This is a genomic window from Streptomyces sp. NPDC057010, assembly GCF_042673805.1.
Taxonomy (GTDB): Bacteria; Actinomycetota; Actinomycetes; order Streptomycetales; family Streptomycetaceae; genus Streptomyces.
This window is the reverse complement of the sequence record NZ_JBHUSC010000022.1, coordinates 81008-99592: the sequence shown is the minus strand read 5'-3', so window position 1 is coordinate 99592 and position 18585 is coordinate 81008. Positions and strand designations below refer to the sequence as shown.

Here is an 18585-nt window from a genome sequence, read left to right as displayed (position 1 = left end):
GATCAGCGCCGCCACGTCGTACAGCGACAGGGTGTCCTGCTGCCGGGCGGGCGGCGGTAGCGGCTATCCGCGGAAGCGGTGGCAGAGGTAGGCGAGCGTGCCCAGCAGCAGCCGGGCCTGTGGCGGGCCCCCGGCGGTGTCGAGCGCGGGCGGACGCAGCCAGCCCACCGGGCCGAGCCCGGCCAGGTCCGACGGCGGGGCCGTGACGAAGGCCCCGTGCCCCAGGGCCCTCAGGTCGAGGCCCGCGTCGTCCCAGCCCATCCGGTACAGCAGCTCGGGCAGTTCGGCCGCCGCGCCCGGCGCCACGAAGAACTGGGCCCGGCCGTCCGGGGTCACGATGACCGGCCCGAGGGGCAGGCCCATCCGCTCCAGCCGGACCAGTGCGCGCCGCCCGGCCTCCTCGGAGACCTCGATGACGTCGAAGGAGCGGCCGACGGGCAGCAGCACCGCCGCGCCGGGGTACTCGCCCCAGGCCTCGGTCACCTCGTCCAGCGTGGCCCCGGCCTTGACGGTGGGGGCGAAGTCCAGCGGATGCGCGCCCGGGGCGCCGCACCGCGCGTCCCCGCAGGAGCAGTCCCGGGCGGGCGCCGCGGCGCGGGCGCCGGGGACCGCGTCCCAGCCCCACAGCCCGGTGTACTCCGCCACCGCCGTGCACTCCGAGGTCCGGCCGCGGCGCCGGGCACCGGAACGGAACTCCCTGGTGCCGCGGCTGCCGCCGATCGTGAAGCCCATGCCCATGCCCCCTCCAACGGGTCGGACGCACCGGTGGTTACGACGTCGGCGGGAACCAGCTGCGGGCGGTGCGCCGCGGGGTGCATCCGATGCGGCCCGGCGCACTCCTCGCCGCGCGCGCCCCGAGCGCACTCCAGTCCAACCAAGCCGTTTCACCTCGGTGTCAAGTGAATCGCGCCTGGCGGGTGGCTAGTTCATTCGAAGGGGTGGCGAATGGTGGCGTTTCTGGAATCGACCTCGCCGCAGGGGTGATCGTAGGATTACTTTCAGTGCACGAACCCCGAAAGCAGGCCCGTCCGTGGGTATGCCGGAGGCAATGTGTGGAGGACCTGTGAAGGTCCGTGGCGGCGCTTGCCGCCCCAGCCAGGGTTTCGTGTGGAAGAGGCTGAGCGGATGGGGGCGTTCCAGTGAGCGGCAACGGCGCAAGCGGAACGATGGACGACTCTGCTGCGCGCAACGAACAGCTGACTTCGTGGTTCGTCCGCAGCGGCTGGTCCAAGGGCGAGCTGGCCCGCCAGGTCAACCGGCGGGCCCGCCAGATGGGCGCCCACCACATCAGCACGGACACCTCCCGGGTGCGCCGCTGGCTCGACGGCGAACAGCCCCGCGAGCCCGTCCCGCGGATCCTGTCCGAACTGTTCTCGGAGCGCTTCGGCTCGGTCGTCGCCATCGAGCAGCTCGGCCTGCGCACCGCCCACCAGACCCCCTCGGTGTCCGGCGTGGACCTGCCCTGGGCCGGCCCGCAGACCGTCGAACTGCTCGGCGAGTTCTCCCGCAGCGACCTGATGCTGGCCCGCCGCGGCTTCCTCGGGACCTCGCTCGCCCTCTCCGCCGGCCCCGCCCTCATCGAGCCCATGCAGCGCTGGCTCGTGCCGGTCCCGGCCGCCGACCCGGGACCGCGCCAGGCGGGGCCGGCGGGCGCCCCCGGCCACCGCCCGCCCCGGCTCTCCGAGCCCGAGCTCGACCTCCTCGACGCCACCACCGTCATGTTCCGCCAGTGGGACGCCCAGTGCGGAGGCGGGCTGCGCCGCAAGGCCGTCGTCGGACAGCTCCACGAGGTCACCGACCTGCTCCAGGAGAACCACCCGGCCCCGGTCATGAAGCGGCTCTTCAAGGTCGCCGCCGAACTGGCCGAGCTGGCCGGCTGGATGAGCTACGACATCGGCCTGCACCCCACCGCGCAGAAGTACTTCGTGCTCGCGCTGCACGCCGCGAAGGAAGCCGGGGACAAGCCGCTCGGCTCGTACATCCTCTCCGGCATGAGCCGCCAGATGATCCACCTGGGCCGCCCCGAGGACGCCCTCGAACTCATCCACCTCGCCCAGTACGGCAGCCGCGACTGCGCGGGCCCCCGCACCCAGGCCATGCTGTATGCGATGGAGGCCCGCGCCTACGCCAACATGGGCCAGCCCAGCCGCTGCAAGCGGGCCGTGCGGATGGCCGAGGACACCTTCGGCGACGTCGGCTTCGGCGGCGAGCCCGAACCCGACTGGATCCGCTTCTTCTCCGAGGCCGAGCTGAACGGCGAGAACTCCCACTCGTACCGTGACCTGGCCTACGTCGCCGGGCGCAGTCCCACCTACGCCTCCCTGGCCGAACCCGTCATGGAGCGGGCCGTCGAGCTCTTCGAGAAGGACCAGGAGCACCAGCGCTCCTACGCCCTCAACCTCATCGGCATGGCCACCGTCCACCTGCTCCAGCGCGAGCCCGAGCAGGCGGCCGTCCTCGTGGACCGGGCCCTGGACGTGGCGGGAAAGGTTCGGTCCGAACGGGTGAACACCCGGCTCCGCAAGACCGTCGACACCGCCGCCCGTGAGTACGGCGACGTCGCCGAGGTGGTCCGGCTCACCGACCACCTCGCCTCCCGCCTCCCCGAAGCCGCAGAGGCCGTCTGACGGCCCCCGCGGCCGCCCCCAAGGCCCCGGCCGCGGCAGTCACCCCGTGAAGCCCGATCAGGCTCCCCCAGCCAGGACGTCCGGGTCCCTGCCGCGGCCGGCCCCCACCCCCGTCCAGTTCATGGACGCGTAACACGCCCGACCTCTTCGTCATCGGAGCGAAACACCGAGCGGCGCCGCCGGAAACCGGCCTGCGCGAATCTCATGGCCAATAACCGGCCAGTTCCTTGGACCGCCGCTCAGGTTTTCACGATCGCCCGCACGCGAACGTACCGACGACGAGGAGACGCCGATGGCATCAGCCATCACGACCCTCGCGGCAGACGCCCCCACGCTCTCTGCCGCGAACACCGGGTTCATGCTCATCTGCTCCGCCCTGGTCATGCTGATGACCCCGGGACTCGCCTTCTTCTACGGAGGCATGGTCCGCGTCAAGAGCAGCCTCAACATGCTGATGATGAGCTTCATCAGCCTCGGGATCGTCACGATCCTCTGGGTGCTCTTCGGCTTCAGCCTCGCCTTCGGCACCGACTCCGGCTCCCTCATCGGCTGGAACTCCGACTACGTCGGCCTCAGCGGCATCGGCATCACCGAGCTCTGGGACGGCTACACCATCCCGGTCTACGTCTTCGCCGTCTTCCAGCTGATGTTCGCCGTCATCACCCCGGCCCTGATCAGCGGCGCCCTCGCCGACCGCGTGAAGTTCTCCGCCTGGGTCCTCTTCACCGCCCTGTGGGTCACCGTCGTCTACTTCCCCGTCGCCCACTGGGTCTGGGGCGCCGGCGGCTGGCTCTTCGAGCTCGGCGTGATCGACTTCGCGGGCGGCACCGCCGTCCACATCAACGCGGGTGCCGCCGCCCTCGGCGTGATCCTGGTCATCGGCAAGCGCGTCGGCTTCAAGAAGGACCCGATGCGCCCCCACAGCCTCCCCCTCGTCATGCTCGGCGCCGGTCTCCTCTGGTTCGGCTGGTTCGGCTTCAACGCGGGCTCCTGGCTCGGCAACGACGACGGCGTCGGCGCCGTCATGTTCGTCAACACCCAGGTGGCCACCGCCGCCGCCATGCTCGCCTGGCTCTGCTACGAGAAGCTGCGCCACGGCTCCTTCACCACCCTGGGCGCCGCCTCCGGCGCGGTCGCCGGCCTCGTCGCCATCACCCCCTCCGGCGGCTCCTGCTCCCCGCTCGGCGCGATCGCCATCGGCGCCATCGCCGGTCTGCTGTGCGCCATGGCCGTGGGCCTCAAGTACAAGTTCGGCTACGACGACTCCCTCGACGTGGTCGGCGTGCACCTGGTCGGCGGCGTCGTCGGCTCTCTCCTCGTCGGCCTCTTCGCCACCGGCGGGGTCCAGTCCGACGCCGCGGGCCTCTTCTACGGCGGCGGCCTGGAGCAGCTCGGCAAGCAGGCCATCGGAGTCTTCTCCGTCCTCGCCTACTCTCTCGTGGCGTCCGCGCTGCTCGCCTTCCTGCTCGACAAGACGATCGGGATGCGGGTCGCCGAGGACGACGAGGTCTCCGGCATCGACCAGGTCGAACACGCCGAGACCGCCTACGACTTCAGCGGAGCCGGCGGCGGCACCTCCTCCCGGAGCACCGCCGTCCACGTCCCCGCCGCCACCACGAGCAAGAAGGTCGACGCATGAAGCTGATCACCGCGATCGTCAAGCCGCACAAGCTGGACGAGATCAAGGAAGCCCTCCAGACCTTCGGAGTGCAGGGGCTCACGGTCTCCGAGGCCAGCGGCTACGGCCGGCAGCGCGGCCACACCGAGGTCTACCGCGGCGCCGAGTACACCGTGGACCTCGTACCCAAGATCCGCATCGAGGTACTGGTCGAGGACGCCGACGCCGACGAGGTGATCCGCGTCGTCGTGAGCTCCGCCGCCACCGGCAAGATCGGCGACGGCAAGGTGTGGAGCGTCCCCGTGGACTCGGTGGTCCGGGTCCGCACCGGCGAGCGCGGCGCTGACGCGCTCTAGGTGACGGGAGCTCCTGGGTGACGAGCATCGAAGAGACCGCGGACCACACGGCCGACTCGGGACCCAGCGGATACGCCGCGGCCCGGCTGCGACTCCTCCAGGAGGAGTCGCGGTCCGGGCCTTCGCGGCGTTCCGCCCTGGCCGGGCTGACCGACGGATGGCTGACCTCCCTGTTCACGGCCGCCGTACGGGAGACGGGCGTACGCGGCGCCGCCCTCGTGGCCGTCGGCGGCTACGGACGCGCCGAACTGTCCCCGCGCAGCGACCTCGACCTGCTGCTGCTGCACGACGGCAAGGCCGAACCGCGGGCGCTGAGCGCGCTGGCCGACCGCCTCTGGTACCCGGTGTGGGACCTGGGCCTGGCCCTCGACCACTCCGTACGGACCCCCGGCGAGGCCCGCAAGACCGCCTCCGAGGACCTCAAGGTGCACCTCGGACTGCTCGACGCCCGCCCGGTCGCGGGCGACGCCGGACTCCTCGCCGGCCTGCGGACCTCCGTCCTCGCCGACTGGCGCAACCAGGCCCCCAAGCGGCTCCCGCAGCTCCACTCCCTGTGCCGGGACCGCGCCGAGCGGGCCGGGGAACTGCGCTTCCTGCTCGAACCGGACCTGAAGGAGGCCCGCGGCGGGCTCCGGGACGCCACCGCGCTGCGGGCGGTGGCGGCGTCCTGGCTGGCCGACGCCCCGCGCGAGGGCCTCGCCGAGGCCCGGCGGCGGCTCCTGGACGCGCGCGACGCCCTGCACCTGGTGACCGGCCGGGCCACCGACCGGCTCTCCCTCCAGGAGCAGGACCAGGTCGCCGCGCGGCTCGGGCTGCTCGACGCGGACGCGCTGCTCCGCGAGGTGTACGAGGCCGCGGGGGTCGTCTCGTACGCCGCCGACGTGACCTGGCGGGAGGTCGGGCGGGTGCTGCGGGCGCGCGCCGCCCGGCCGCGGCTGCGCGGGCTGCTCGGCACCCGGGGCGCCCCGGCGGCCGAGCGGGCGCCGCTCGCCGAGGGGGTCGTGGAGTCCGACGGCGAGGCCGTGCTGGCCCTGGCCGCGCGCCCCGACCGCGATCCCGTGCTCGTGCTCCGGCTCGCCGCGGCCGCCGCGCAGGCGGGACTTCCCGTATCGCTGCACGCCCTGCGCAGGCTCGCCGTACAGGCCAAACCGCTCCCGGTGCCGTGGCCGGCCGAGGCCCGGGAGCAGCTGCTGACCCTGCTGGGGGCGGGGGAGCCGACCGTGGCCGTGTGGGAGGCCCTGGAGGCGGAGGGCCTGATCACCCGGCTGCTGCCCGACTGGGAGCGGGTCCGCTGCCGCCCGCAGCGCAATCCCGTCCACACCTGGACGGTGGACCGCCACCTGATCGAGACGGCCGTCCGGGCCTCGGACTTCACCCGCCGGGTCGGCCGCCCCGACCTGCTGCTGATGGCCGCCCTCCTGCACGACATCGGCAAGGGCTGGCCGGGCGACCACTCGGTGGCCGGCGAGACCATCGCGCGCGACGTCGCCCTGCGGATCGGCTTCGACGCGCAGGACGTCGCCGTCCTGGGCACCCTCGTACGGCACCACCTGCTGCTCATCGACACCGCGACGCGGCGGGACCTGGACGACCCGGCCACCGTCCGCTCGGTCGCCGACGCGGTGGGGTCGGTGGGCACGCTGGAGATCCTGCACGCCCTGACCGAGGCGGACGCCCTGGCCACCGGGCCGGCGGCGTGGAGCGCGTGGCGCGGATCGCTCGTCGCGGACCTGGTCGGGCGGGTCGCCGCCGTCCTGCGCGGCACCGCGCCGGCGGTGGGGGAGGCGGAGATCCCCTCCGCGGAACAGGAACGCCTGGCCGTGGAGGCGCTGCGCACCGGGGAGCCCGTGCTCGCGCTGCACGCCCGGCAGGAGGAGGACGCGGTCGGCGTCGAGCTGGTGGTGGCCGTCCCCGACCAGCCGGGGGTCCTCCCGGCGGTGGCCGGGGTGCTGGCCCTGCACCGCCTCACGGTCCGCGCCGCCGATCTGCGCTCCGTGGAGCTCCCGGACCGGCTGGGCGAGGTGCTGGTGCTGCGGTGGCGGGTGGCGGCCGAGTACGGCTCGCTGCCGCAGGCGGCGCGGCTGCGGACCGACCTGATCCGGGCGCTGGACGGCTCGCTGGACGTCCCGGCCCGGCTGGCCGACCGCGAGGCGGCGTACCCGCGCCGGCGGGGGGTGGTTCCGCCGCCGCCGCGGGTCTCCGTGGTTCCGGAGGTCTCGTCGCTGGCCACGGTGCTGGAGGTGCGGGCGCCGGACGCCGTGGGCTTGCTGCACCGGATCGGGCGGGCGCTGGAGTCCCGGGGCGTGCGGGTGCGGAGCGCGCACGTCTCCACACTGGGCGCCAATGCGGTGGACACGCTGTACGTCACGACTCCCGAGGGCAAACCCCTGGACCCGGCGGCCGCGGCCGCCCTGGCCGGGGCGGTGACGTCGGCCCTGTCGTAGCGGGTGCGGCCGCTGCGCGGGGCCTGTCCCCTACCCGCCCTTCCACCGTTCCCCGGGGCTCCGCCCCGGACCCCGTACGGGCGCTCCGCGCCCGTGCCCTCAAACGCCGGGCGGGCTGGAATATCCAGCCTCGCCGGCGTTTGAGGCGCGGGGTCCGGGGCAGAGCCCCGATCTTGTAGCCGCACCCGCGTACCGGGGCGGGAAAATCCAGCCTCCCCGGCGTTTGAGGGGCGGGGTGCGGGGCGGAGCCCCGGGGAAAGCTGACCGCAGGGCCGGATGGGGGGCGGGGGCGGATACCCTGGGGGTCGACCACCACGCCCCCGACCCGAGGAATCGCGACCACCGTGTTCGATACGCTCTCCGACCGCTTGGCGAATACCTTCAAGGGCCTGCGCGGCAAAGGCCGGCTGTCCGAGGCTGACATCGACTCCGCGGCCCGGGAAATCCGTATCGCCCTCCTCGAGGCCGACGTCGCCCTGCCCGTCGTCCGCTCGTTCATCGCGAACGTCAAGGAGAGGGCCCGCGGCGAGGAGGTCAGCAAGGCGCTGAACCCCGGCCAGCAGGTCCTCAAGATCGTCAACGACGAGCTCGTCACGATCCTCGGCGGCGAGACCCGGCGGCTCCGCTTCGCCAAGACCGCGCCCACCGTGATCATGCTGGCCGGTCTCCAGGGTGCCGGTAAGACCACCCTCGCGGGCAAGCTCGGCCTCTGGCTCAAGGGGCAGGGCCACACCCCGCTCCTCGTCGCCTGCGACCTGCAGCGCCCCAACGCCGTCAACCAGCTCTCCGTCGTCGCCGACCGCGCCGGCGTGGCCTTCTACGGCCCCCAGCCGGGCAACGGCGTCGGCGACCCGGTCCAGGTCGCCAAGGACTCCGTCGAGTACGCGCGCACCAAGCAGCACGACATCGTCATCGTCGACACCGCCGGCCGCCTCGGTATCGACCAGGAGCTGATGCAGCAGGCCGCGGACATCCGCGACGCCGTCAGCCCCGACGAGATCCTCTTCGTCGTCGACGCCATGATCGGCCAGGACGCGGTCAACACCGCCGAGGCCTTCCGCGACGGCGTCGGCTTCGACGGCGTCGTGCTTTCCAAGCTCGACGGCGACGCCCGCGGCGGTGCCGCGCTCTCCATCGCGCACGTCACCGGCAAGCAGATCATGTTCGCCTCGAACGGCGAGAAGCTCGACGAGTTCGACGCGTTCCACCCGGACCGCATGGCGGGCCGGATCCTCGACATGGGTGACATGCTCACCCTCATCGAGCAGGCCGAGAAGACCTTCTCGCAGGCCGAGGCCGAGAAGATGGCGGCCAAGCTCGCCAAGGGCCCCAAGGAGTTCACGCTCGACGACTTCCTGGCCCAGATGGAGCAGGTCCGCAAGATGGGCTCCATCTCCAAGCTGCTCGGCATGCTCCCGGGCATGGGTCAGATCAAGGACCAGATCAACAACATCGACGAGCGCGACGTGGACCGCACCGCCGCGATCATCAAGTCGATGACCCCGGCCGAGCGCCAGGACCCGACGATCATCAACGGCTCGCGCCGCGCCCGCATCGCCAAGGGCTCCGGCACCGAGGTCAGCGCCGTCAAGTCGCTCGTCGAGCGGTTCTTCGACGCCCGCAAGATGATGTCCCGCATGGCCCAGGGCGGCGGGATGCCCGGCATGCCCGGCATCCCCGGGATGGGCGGCGGCCCCGGCCGGCAGAAGAAGCAGGTCAAGCAGGCCAAGGGCAAGCGCAAGAGCGGCAACCCGATGAAGCGCAAGGAAGAGGAGGCCGCAGCGGCGGCCCGCCGCGAGCAGGGCCCGCAGGCGATCGAGCCCGCGGCCGGCGGCAGCCCCTTCGGCCTTCCCACGGGGGGTCAGCCCGGTCAGGACTTCGACCTTCCGGACGAGTTCAAGAAGTTCATGAAGTAGCAGCCGCGCAGGCAGGCAGCGGAGGGCCCCGACCGTGTTCGCACGGTCGGGGCCCTCCGTCTTCTGCGGGGCAACGGGTGGATTTGTCGCTTATGGTCGGCCGGGAGGACGGCAGAAGGAGGCGCCCCGTGCCCAGCCCCACCCCCGTACCGCCCCGCGACCGGGCCGACACGCCCTGGCGCTCCGAGGGTGCGCCGCCCACCCCTCCACCGAAGAAGCGGATGCCGGGCGGCTGGCGGTGGCTGATCCTCACCGCGCTGATCGTGTACCTGATCACCAACCTGGTGCTGTCCTTCTTCAACGAGGGCGACGAGCCGACGATCTCCTACACCGAGTTCAGTAAGCAGGTCGCCAACGGCAACGTCTCCAAGATCTACTCCAAGGGCGACGCCATCCAGGGCCAGCTGAAGGCCAAGCAACCGGTGCCCGACGGCGGAAAGGGCGACTACACCAAGTTCGTCACCCAGCGCCCCGCCTTCGCCGACGACGACCTCTGGGCCAACCTCACCAAACAGAACGTGAACGTGACCGCCTCCCCGGTCGTCGAGCAGCGCAGCTTCCTGGCCAATCTGCTGCTCTCCCTCGCCCCGATGCTGCTCCTGGTCCTGCTGTGGGTCTTCATCGCCCGCCGGATGGGCGCGGCCATGGGCGGCGGCCTCGGCGGGCTCGGGCGCAAGGCGCCGCCCAAGCCGGTGGAGCTGGAGGAGGGCGGACAGCGCACCACCTTCGAGGACGTCGCCGGCATCGACGAGGTCGAGGGCGAGCTCAACGACGTCGTCGACTTCCTCAAGAACCCGCACGCCTACCGCAGACTGGGCGCCCGCATGCCCGGCGGCGTCCTGCTGTCCGGCCCGCCCGGCACCGGCAAGACCCTGCTCGCCCGCGCGGTCGCGGGCGAGGCCGGGGTGCCGTTCTTCTCCGCCTCCGCCTCCGAGTTCATCGAGATGATCGTCGGCGTCGGTGCCTCACGGGTGCGCGAACTCTTCACCGAGGCGCGCAAGGTGGCCCCCGCGATCATCTTCATCGACGAGATCGACACCATCGGGAGGGTCCGGGGCGGCGGCGCCGCCCTGGGCGGCCACGACGAACGCGAACAGACCCTGAACCAGATCCTCACCGAGATGGACGGCTTCTCCGGCTCGGAGGGGGTGGTCGTCCTCGCCGCCACCAACCGGGCCGACGTCCTGGACCCCGCCCTGACCCGGCCCGGCCGCTTCGACCGCACGGTGGTCGTCTCCCCGCCCGACCGGGGCGGCCGCGAGGCCATCCTGCGCATCCACACCCGGGACATCCCGCTCGCCCCGAGCGTCGACCTCGCGCAGGTGGCCCGCACCACCCCCGGAATGACGGGCGCCGAACTGGCCAACCTCGCCAACGAGGCCGCCCTGCTGGCCGTCAAACGCCGACAGGAACAGGTCACCCAGTCCGACCTGTCCGACGCCCTGGAGAAGGTCCAGCTCGGCGCCGAGCGGGCCCTGGTCATGCCCCTGGAGGAGCGCCGCCGCACCGCCTACCACGAGAGCGGCCACGCCCTCCTCGGCATGCTCCAGCCGGGCGCCGACCCCGTCCGCAAGATCACGATCGTCCCCCGCGGCCGCGCCCTCGGCGTCACCCTCTCGACCCCGGACGCCGACCGGTACGCCTACACCGAGGAGTACCTGCGCGGCCGCATCATCGGGGCGCTCGGCGGCATGGCCGCCGAACACATCGTCTACGAGGTCATCACCACGGGCGCGGAGAACGACCTCGAACAGGTCACCAACATCGTCCGCGGCATGGTCGGCCGCTGGGGCATGAGCGAGCGCGTCGGCAAGCTCACCGCCATCCCGACCGACGGCGGCGGCCCCTACGGCCTGTCCGCCGCCCCCTCCACCCTCGACGCCGTGGACCACGAGATGCGGCGGATCGTCGACGAGTGCTACGCGGAGGCCTGCCGCCTCCTGCGCGAACACCGGGCGCAGCTCGACGCCCTGGCCGAGGCCCTGCTCGCCAACGAGACCCTGGACGAAGCGGCCGCGTACGCCGCCGCCGGGATCACCCGCCTGACCAAGGGCCACGACACCGACTGACCGGGACCGGTTAGGCCATCCGGGCGATCACATACCGGAAGATGTTCGGCAGCCATACGGCCCCGTCGGGCCGCTCGAAGGGGTGAAGGGCCTCGGCGAGCTCCTTCTCCGCGAGCGCGGGATCGGCGGCGGCGTCGTAGAGCCCGGTCGACAGCAGCCCGCGCACGGCGCTGTCCACATCCGCGTACCCGAAGGGGCAGAACACCCGCCCCGAACCGTCCGGCACCAGCCCCGCCCGCTCCACCAGCGCGTCCAGGTCCCGCGGCACGGGCCCGCCGCCCAGCACCGACGGCACCGTGCAGCGCTCCGCCGGGCCCCAGTCCGCCAGCACCACGGCCCCGCCCCGCCGGACCGCGGGCAGGGCCGCGGCCAGCGCCGCCTGGGCCGGCGCGAAGGCCAGCAGCGCGTCGTACGGGCGGTTGCCCACCGGCGCCCCGGGCGGCTCCGCCAGCACCTCCAGCAGCCGCTCGCGGGCCAGCGCGCGCCGCGCCGGATCAGCCTCCACACCCGTGGCCACGGCTCCCCGCCCGGCCGCGAGCAGCAGGGGCAGCCCGGCCCCGCAGTCGAGGCCCAGCAGCCGGTCGCCCGGCCCGACCTCCAGCCGGTCGTAGACCGCCTCGTACAGCGGTACCAGCATCCGTTCCTGGATCTCCGCCCAGTCCCGGGCGACGAGCGTGGCCGTCGGCATCGGTGTCATCGAAAGAGCGCTCCTGATTCCGTGTCGCCCCCTTGCCCCCGTTGCCAGAGAACTCCCCATTCGCGCCCGCGTCCAGAGGAGCGCGCCACCCGATTCACGCATCGAGTGCCCGGCGCCGTACCATTCGCGCCATGGCAAAGGCACCCGTTCTCACCCCGCAGGCGGAGGATTTCCCCCGCTGGTACCAGGATCTGATCAACAAGGCCGAGCTGGCCGACAACGGTCCGGTCCGCGGCACCATGGTCATCCGACCGTACGGCTACGGCCTGTGGGAGCGGATGCAGCAGGAGATGGACGCGCGGATCAAGGACGCGGGCGCCCAGAACGCCTACTTCCCGCTGTTCATCCCGCAGTCGTACCTGACGAAGGAAGCCGAGCACGTCGAGGGCTTCGCCCCCGAGCTCGCGGTGGTCACGCACGGCGGCGGCAAGGAGCTGGAAGAGCCGGTCGTCGTCCGGCCCACCTCCGAGACGATCATCAACGACTACTTCTCCAAGTGGGTCCAGAGCTACCGCGACCTGCCGCTGCTGATCAACCAGTGGGCCAACGTGGTCCGCTGGGAGATGCGCCCGCGCGTGTTCCTCCGTACGAGCGAGTTCCTCTGGCAGGAGGGCCACACCGCCCACGCCAGCTACGAGGACGCCCGCGACTACGCCGCCCGGATCCACCGCGACGTCTACGGCGACTTCATGACGAACGTGCTCGGCATCGACGTCGTGCTCGGCCGCAAGACCGCCAAGGAGCGCTTCGCCGGCGCCATCAACACCCTCACCCTCGAGGGCATGATGGGCGACGGCAAGGCCCTCCAGCTGGGCACGAGCCACGAGCTCGGCACCAACTTCGCCAAGGCCTTCAACACGCAGTACCTGTCGAAGGAAGGCAAGCAGGAGCTGGTCTGGCAGACCTCGTGGGGCGTTTCGACCCGCATGGTCGGGGGCCTGATCATGTCCCACGGCGACGACAACGGCCTGCGCGTCCCGCCGCGTCTGGCGCACGTCCAGGTCGTCGTCATGGCGATCAAGGGCGACGAGGCCGTCACCAAGGTCCGCGAGCTCGGCGCGCAGCTGAAGGCCGCCGGCATCCGCGTCCACGTCGACGACCGCGTCGACACCCCCTTCGGCCGCCGCGCCGTGGACTGGGAGCTCAAGGGCGTACCGGTCCGCATCGAGATCGGCCCCCGCGACCTGGAGGCCGGCACCGCGATGCTGGCCCGCCGGATCCCGGGCGGAAAGACCCCGGTGCAGATCGACGCGCTCGCCGACCTGCTGCCCAAGGTGCTGGACGAGGACCAGGCGCAGCTGCTGCGCGAGTCCCGCGAGCGCCGCGAGTCCCGCACGACCGACGTCGCCACCATCGAGGAGGCCGCCGAGGTCGCCGTCGCGGGCGGCTGGGCGCGGATCCCGTGGGCCGACCTCGGCCCGGAGGGCGAGGCCAAGCTGGGTGAGCAGGCCGTCTCCGTGCGCTGCCTGATCGCCGCGGACGGGTCGGTTCCGGAGGCGGACGACGCTCCCGGCACCCTGGCGATCGTCGCGCGCTCCTACTAGGACGCCGTCGAGCCCCGGCAGCGCGGTTCCGCCGCGCCGCCGGGGCTCCGGTCGTTGTTGGTACTCGTTACGTACCGACTCCTCCTGAGATCGACGCACCCGTCCTCGTCAGGACGCATCAGTGTGAACTGACTGGTACGTGCAAAAAATTTGGAATGGCCCGGAATCGGAACACCGGGGCACCCCGGCTCGTTGTCACGACGTGAGCACGACACCACCTGTTCTCGCCGCAGAGCTGGCGCAGGCGTGGGCCGACATTCAGCGGTACCACCCCGAGCTGCCTGACCTTGCCGCGCCCGAGTCCCTGATCGGAGAGTCCTCGTCCGCCTGTGGCGCCGAGCTCTCCTTCGAGCGACTGCTGCACGAGGCAGTCCACGGAATCGCCGCCGCCCGCGGGGTCCGTGACACCTCGCGCGCCGGCCGCTACCACAACCGCAGATTCCTCGCGATCGCCGAGGAGATGGGGCTGGACCACTCCGAAGAGCCGCACGCGAGCAGCGGCTTCTCGCTGGTCTCGCTCAACCCCGAGGCGAAGCGGCGCTACCGCCCCACCATGGAGCGGCTCCAGCGGGCCCTGAAGGCGCACACGGCCGCGACGGCCGCCGACACCAAGCGCAGCTTCCGCGGACCGGCCGCCCGGCACGGGTCCTCCGGCGGCGGCGTGCGGGTCAAGGCGGTCTGCGACTGCGGGCGCAACGTACGGGTGGTCCCCTCCGTGCTCGCCCAGGCGCCGATCGTGTGCGGCGGCTGCATGAAGCCGTTCCGGATCCCCGAGGTCGCCGTCTCGGCCGCCGCCTCCTGACGCGACGGCACGAGGTCACTCGCGCTCCGGAGACCCCGGACCGGGTGCGGCGCGGCCGCGGATGCCGGGCGGTGATCCCCGACGGCTGAGCGCGGCGCAGGCGTATGGCACAATGAACAGCTGTACTCGACAGTCGCATAGGACCCCTCTCTCCTCCGGCTGACGCGTCCATCGGGCACCCGAGTACCGCAACCCCACGTGGCATCTCATGTGCCCAACCACGTCAAGTTCAGGAGACACCACTCCAGTGGCAGTCAAGATCAAGCTCAAGCGCCTCGGCAAGATTCGCCAGCCGCACTACCGCATCGTCGTCGCCGACGCCCGCACCCGCCGGGACGGTCGCGCGATCGAGGAGATCGGTATCTACCACCCGACCTACAACCCGTCGCGCATCGAGGTCAACGCCGAGCGTGCGCAGTACTGGCTGTCCGTCGGCGCCCAGCCCACCGAGGCTGTGCTCGCCATCCTGAAGCTGACCGGTGACTGGCAGGCCCACAAGGGCCTCCCCGCCCCCGCGCCGCTCCTGCAGCCGGAGACGAAGGAGAGCAAGCGTCGCTCCTTCGACGAGTTCGCCAAGGCCCTCGAGGGCATCGGCGAGGGCAAGGGCGAGGCCATCACGCAGAAGGCCAAGAAGGCCGACAAGAAGGCGGACGAGGCTGAGGCCGCCGCCGAGTCGACCGAGGCCTGATCATGCTCGAGGAGGCTCTTGAGCACCTCGTAAAGGGCATTGTGGACAACCCCGACGACGTGCAGGTCGCCTCGCGCAACCTGCGCCGCGGGCAGGTGCTGGAGGTCAGGGTTCACCCCGACGACCTCGGCAAGGTGATCGGCCGCAACGGCCGCACCGCGCGTGCTCTGCGTACCGTCGTGGGCGCCATCGGCGGCCGGGGGATCCGCGTCGACCTCGTCGACGTCGACCAGGTCCGCTGAGCAGTTGAATCACCGGCACGGGCCGGGGAGGGCATACGTGTCCACCCCGGCCCGTTGTCGTCCGAACAGGAGATTTCTTAGGTGGAGCTGGTAGTCGCGCGGATCGGCCGCGCCCACGGGATCAAGGGTGAGGTCACCGTCGAGGTGCGGACGGACGAGCCGGAACTGCGGCTCAGCCCCGGCGCCGTCCTCCGGACGGACCCCGCGTCGGCGGGCCCGCTGACCATCGAGACGGGCCGGGTGCACAGCGGGAGGCTGCTCCTGCGCTTCGAGGGCGTCAAGGACCGCACCGGCGCCGAGGCGCTGCGCAACACCCTCCTCATCGCCGACGTGGACCCGGCGGAGCTTCCGGAGGAGGAGGACGAGTACTACGACCACCAGCTCATGGACCTGGACGTCGTACTCGAGGACGGCACCGAGATCGGCCGGATCACCGAGATCTCCCACCTGCCCTCGCAGGACCTCTTCATCGTCGAGCGGCCGGACGGCTCCGAGGTGATGATCCCCTTCGTCGAGGAGATCGTCGCCGAGATCGACCTGGAGGAGCAGCGCTGCGTCATCACCCCGCCGCCCGGGCTGATCGACGACCGCGCCGAGATCGTCTCCACGCGGGACAACGGGGAAGAGGCCTGATGCGTCTCGACGTCGTCACGATCTTCCCCGAGTACCTGGAACCGCTGAACGTCTCCCTCGTCGGCAAGGCCCGCGCCCGCGGCCAGCTCGACGTACACGTCCACGACCTGCGGGACTGGACGTACGACCGGCACAACACGGTCGACGACACCCCGTACGGCGGCGGTCCCGGCATGGTCATGAAGACCGAGCCGTGGGGCGAGGCCCTCGACGAGGCGCTGGCCGACGGCTACGAGGCCGGCGCGCACGGGCCCGTCATGGTCGTCCCCACGCCCAGCGGCCGCCCCTTCACCCAGGAACTGGCCGTCGAACTGTCCGAGCGGCCCTGGCTGATCTTCACGCCGGCCCGCTACGAGGGCATCGACCGCCGGGTCATGGACGAGTACGCCACGCGCATGCCGGTGTACGAGGTCTCCATCGGCGACTACGTGCTGGCGGGCGGCGAGGCCGCCGTCCTGGTCGTCACCGAGGCCGTGGCCCGGCTGCTCCCCGGAGTGCTCGGCAACGCCGAATCACACCGCGACGACTCCTTCGCGCCCGGCGAGATGGCGAACCTGCTGGAGGGGCCCGTCTACACCAAGCCCCCCGTGTGGCGGGGCCGGGACATCCCCGACGTGCTGCTCAGCGGCCACCACGGCAAGATCGCCCGCTGGCGCCGGGACGAGGCCTTCCGCCGGACCGCGCAGAACCGGCCGGACCTGATCGAGCGCTGCGAGGCGTCCGCCTTCGACAAGAAGGACCGGGAGATCCTCTCCATCCTGGGCTGGTCGCCGTCCCCCGACGGCCGATTTTGGCTCAGGCCGCAGGCCGTGGAAGAATAGGCGGCTGCTGTGTGCTCGCGGACGCCCCTGCCACAGGGGGACCGTCGGCCGCCGAGTGGCACGGCTCCCGAATTCTCTACGGAAACCCGCACTGGCGACCTGTGGCGTCATGCGAAGAAAGCAGACGAAGAACATGTCTCACCTGCTCGATGGCGTCAACGCCGCCGCGCTCCGCTCGGACGTCCCGGCCTTCCGCCCGGGTGACACGATCAACGTGCACGTCCGCGTGATCGAGGGCAACCGCTCCCGTATCCAGCAGTTCAAGGGCGTAGTCATCCGCCGCCAGGGCGCCGGTGTCTCCGAGACCTTCACGGTCCGCAAGGTCTCCTTCAGCGTCGGCGTGGAGCGTACCTTCCCGGTCCACTCCCCGATCTTCGAGAAGATCGAGCTCGTCACCCGCGGTGACGTGCGCCGCGCCAAGCTGTACTACCTCCGTGAGCTCCGCGGCAAGGCCGCGAAGATCAAGGAGAAGCGCGACAACTGAGGTCCCCTTCGGGGTCCGGGGGTGGCCGGATAGGCTCGCCCCCGATGGACACCGAAGCACCTCACACGGAACGCGGCCACTCTTCCCCCCGCGAGGGGGAGGGGCGGTCGCGTTTCTCGTTTTCCCTGCGGCGGGCCGGCGTGCTCGGCGTCGTCCTCACCGTTTTCCTGCTGCTGCTCAGCAACTTCGTCGTCCAGCCCTTCCTGATCCCGAGCCGCTCGATGGAGCCCACGCTCCGGGTCGGGGACCGGGTGCTGGTCAACAAGCTGGCGTACCGTTTCGGCGACCAGCCGCACCGCGGGGACGTGGTGGTCTTCGACGGCACGGGATCCTTCGTACGGGAACGGCCCGAGGGCCATCCGATCGGTACGGTCCTGCACGGCGCGGCCTCGGCCCTCGGTCTCGCGGAGCCCTCCGACACCGACTTCGTGAAGCGGGTCGTGGGCGTCGGCGGGGACGACGTGGTGTGCTGCGACGCGGGCGGCCGGGTGCAGGTCAACGGGGTGCCGCTGGACGAGCCGTACCTGCACCCCGGGGACGCTCCCTCGACGGTGCCCTTCCGGATCGTCGTACCCCTTGGGACCCTGTGGGTGATGGGTGATCATCGTGCCCAGTCCCGGGACTCGCGGGACCACCTGGGGGAGCCGGGCGGGGGGATGGTGCCGGTGGACAAGGTGATCGGGCGGGCCGACTGGATCGGCTGGCCGGTCTCGCGCTGGGGCGCCGTCGGCGGCGGTCATGGGTAGCCGGGGGCGGCCGCGGCGCGAGCGGGAGCCGGAACCGGAGCCCGAGCCGGAACCCGGCCCGGCGCCGACGGGCGGCCGGGCCGAGCGGCGCCGGCTGGCCCGCAAGGTGCGGCGCCGCCGCCGTACGCGCCGCGCGGGCGAGCTGCCGCTGCTCGTGGCGGTGGCCCTGTGCATCGCCCTGCTCCTCAAGACCTTCCTCGTGCAGGCGTTCTTCATCCCGTCGGGCTCCATGGAGCAGACCATCCGGATCGGCGACCGGGTCCTGGTGGACAAGCTGACCCCGTGGTTCGGCTCCAAGGTCGAGCGCGGCGACGTCGTCGTGTTCAAGGACCCCGGCGGCTGGCTCAAGGGCGAGGCGGCCCGGCCCGCCCCGGACCCGGTGGGCGTCAAGCAGATCAAGCAGGCCCTGACCTTCATCGGCCTGCTGCCCTCGGCCGACGAGCAGGACCTGATCAAGCGGGTCATCGGTGTCGGCGGCGACACCGTCAAGTGCTGCGACGCCCGGGGCCGGGTCTCCGTCAACGGCTCGCCGCTCGATGAGCCGTACGTGAACGCGGGCAACGCCCCGTCGGAGATCCCGTTCGAGGTGAAGGTGCCGGCGGGCCGGCTCTTCGTGATGGGCGACCACCGGGCGAACTCGGCCGATTCCCGCTACCACCTCGACGAGGCCTTCGAAGGGACCATCGACGAGAACGGCGTCGTGGGCGAGGCAGTCGTGATCGCCTGGCCGTACGACCACTGGCGCCGGCTGGAGCAGCCCGCGACCTTCCGGATGGTGCCCGATCAGGCGCGGCGCGGGGGACGCGCCCGTCGGCGGCGCCGTCGGGGCGTGCCGTTCGCATAGTGTGTCCTGGGTCTCCCGAGCCTTAGGGAACTCCCGCTCGTTAGGGGAGGGGAG

At 72.0% G+C, this 18585-nt stretch carries 17 protein-coding genes; 15 read left to right on the top strand and 2 right to left on the bottom strand.

Features of this window, described 5'->3' with window-relative positions:
• Positions 1-63: 63 nt before the first annotated feature.
• On the bottom strand, positions 64-732 hold the full coding sequence (locus ACFTXQ_RS20060) for a bifunctional DNA primase/polymerase (protein ID WP_382642503.1): 669 nt from the start codon (positions 730-732) through the stop codon (positions 64-66).
• Positions 733-1166: 434 nt separating this feature from the next.
• Here ACFTXQ_RS20060 and ACFTXQ_RS20055 point away from each other — a divergent pair, with 434 nt between their 5' ends.
• The 6 genes from ACFTXQ_RS20055 to ftsH all read left to right on the top strand — a co-directional run bounded on the left by ACFTXQ_RS20055 (position 1167) and on the right by ftsH (position 11030).
• Positions 1167-2627 (top strand): hypothetical protein, encoded by a 1461-nt coding sequence (locus tag ACFTXQ_RS20055; protein ID WP_382642501.1) that lies wholly within the window; start codon positions 1167-1169, stop codon positions 2625-2627.
• A 292-nt stretch (positions 2628-2919) separates the two neighbouring features.
• Entirely contained in the window at positions 2920-4266 is a 1347-nt protein-coding gene (locus tag ACFTXQ_RS20050) for an ammonium transporter (RefSeq protein WP_382642499.1), read from the top strand.
• Entirely contained in the window at positions 4263-4601 is a 339-nt protein-coding gene (locus ACFTXQ_RS20045) for a P-II family nitrogen regulator (RefSeq protein WP_382642497.1), read from the top strand. Before ACFTXQ_RS20050 ends, ACFTXQ_RS20045 begins: the two co-directional genes overlap by 4 nt.
• Positions 4602-4618: 17 nt before the next feature.
• Positions 4619-7045, top strand: a complete 2427-nt coding sequence (locus ACFTXQ_RS20040) for a [protein-PII] uridylyltransferase (protein ID WP_382642495.1) — start codon at positions 4619-4621, stop codon at positions 7043-7045.
• 344 nt (positions 7046-7389) lie between these two features.
• Positions 7390-8961 carry a signal recognition particle protein gene (gene ffh, locus ACFTXQ_RS20035; RefSeq protein ID WP_382642493.1) on the top strand — a complete coding sequence of 524 codons (1572 nt, stop codon included), beginning with the start codon at positions 7390-7392 and terminating at the stop codon, positions 8959-8961.
• Between the two features lie 92 nt (positions 8962-9053).
• Positions 9054-11030: an ATP-dependent zinc metalloprotease FtsH gene (ftsH, locus tag ACFTXQ_RS20030; RefSeq protein WP_382642513.1), complete on the top strand. Its 1977-nt coding sequence runs from the start codon at positions 9054-9056 to the stop codon at positions 11028-11030.
• 10 nt (positions 11031-11040) lie between these two features.
• Here ftsH and ACFTXQ_RS20025 read toward each other — a convergent pair whose 3' ends face one another.
• Positions 11041-11718 (bottom strand): methyltransferase type 11, encoded by a 678-nt coding sequence (locus ACFTXQ_RS20025; protein ID WP_382642491.1) that lies wholly within the window; start codon positions 11716-11718, stop codon positions 11041-11043.
• Between the two features lie 140 nt (positions 11719-11858).
• Here ACFTXQ_RS20025 and proS point away from each other — a divergent pair, with 140 nt between their 5' ends.
• The 9 genes from proS to lepB (ACFTXQ_RS19980) all read left to right on the top strand — a co-directional run bounded on the left by proS (position 11859) and on the right by lepB (ACFTXQ_RS19980) (position 18531).
• Positions 11859-13271 (top strand): proline--tRNA ligase, encoded by a 1413-nt coding sequence (proS, locus tag ACFTXQ_RS20020; RefSeq protein ID WP_382642489.1) that lies wholly within the window; start codon positions 11859-11861, stop codon positions 13269-13271.
• Between the two features lie 202 nt (positions 13272-13473).
• Positions 13474-14073: a hypothetical protein gene (locus ACFTXQ_RS20015; RefSeq protein ID WP_030227400.1), complete on the top strand. Its 600-nt coding sequence runs from the start codon at positions 13474-13476 to the stop codon at positions 14071-14073.
• A 247-nt stretch (positions 14074-14320) separates the two neighbouring features.
• Complete coding sequence (gene rpsP, locus ACFTXQ_RS20010) at positions 14321-14761, top strand: 30S ribosomal protein S16 (protein ID WP_030386406.1); 441 nt, start codon at positions 14321-14323, stop codon at positions 14759-14761.
• Between the two features lie 2 nt (positions 14762-14763).
• Entirely contained in the window at positions 14764-15003 is a 240-nt protein-coding gene (locus tag ACFTXQ_RS20005; protein WP_007266827.1) for an RNA-binding protein, read from the top strand.
• Between the two features lie 81 nt (positions 15004-15084).
• On the top strand, positions 15085-15636 hold the full coding sequence (rimM, locus tag ACFTXQ_RS20000; protein ID WP_382642486.1) for a ribosome maturation factor RimM: 552 nt from the start codon (positions 15085-15087) through the stop codon (positions 15634-15636).
• Positions 15636-16457: a tRNA (guanosine(37)-N1)-methyltransferase TrmD gene (gene trmD / locus ACFTXQ_RS19995; RefSeq protein ID WP_382642484.1), complete on the top strand. Its 822-nt coding sequence runs from the start codon at positions 15636-15638 to the stop codon at positions 16455-16457. The genes rimM and trmD overlap by 1 nt, the downstream gene beginning before the upstream one ends.
• A gap of 133 nt (positions 16458-16590) precedes the next feature.
• Positions 16591-16941 carry a 50S ribosomal protein L19 gene (gene rplS / locus ACFTXQ_RS19990; protein WP_073911044.1) on the top strand — a complete coding sequence of 117 codons (351 nt, stop codon included), beginning with the start codon at positions 16591-16593 and terminating at the stop codon, positions 16939-16941.
• A 44-nt stretch (positions 16942-16985) separates the two neighbouring features.
• On the top strand, positions 16986-17687 hold the full coding sequence (lepB, locus tag ACFTXQ_RS19985) for a signal peptidase I (RefSeq protein ID WP_382642482.1): 702 nt from the start codon (positions 16986-16988) through the stop codon (positions 17685-17687).
• Positions 17680-18531, top strand: a complete 852-nt coding sequence (gene lepB, locus ACFTXQ_RS19980) for a signal peptidase I (RefSeq protein WP_382642480.1) — start codon at positions 17680-17682, stop codon at positions 18529-18531. The genes lepB (ACFTXQ_RS19985) and lepB (ACFTXQ_RS19980) overlap by 8 nt, the downstream gene beginning before the upstream one ends.
• Positions 18532-18585: the final 54 nt, after the last annotated feature.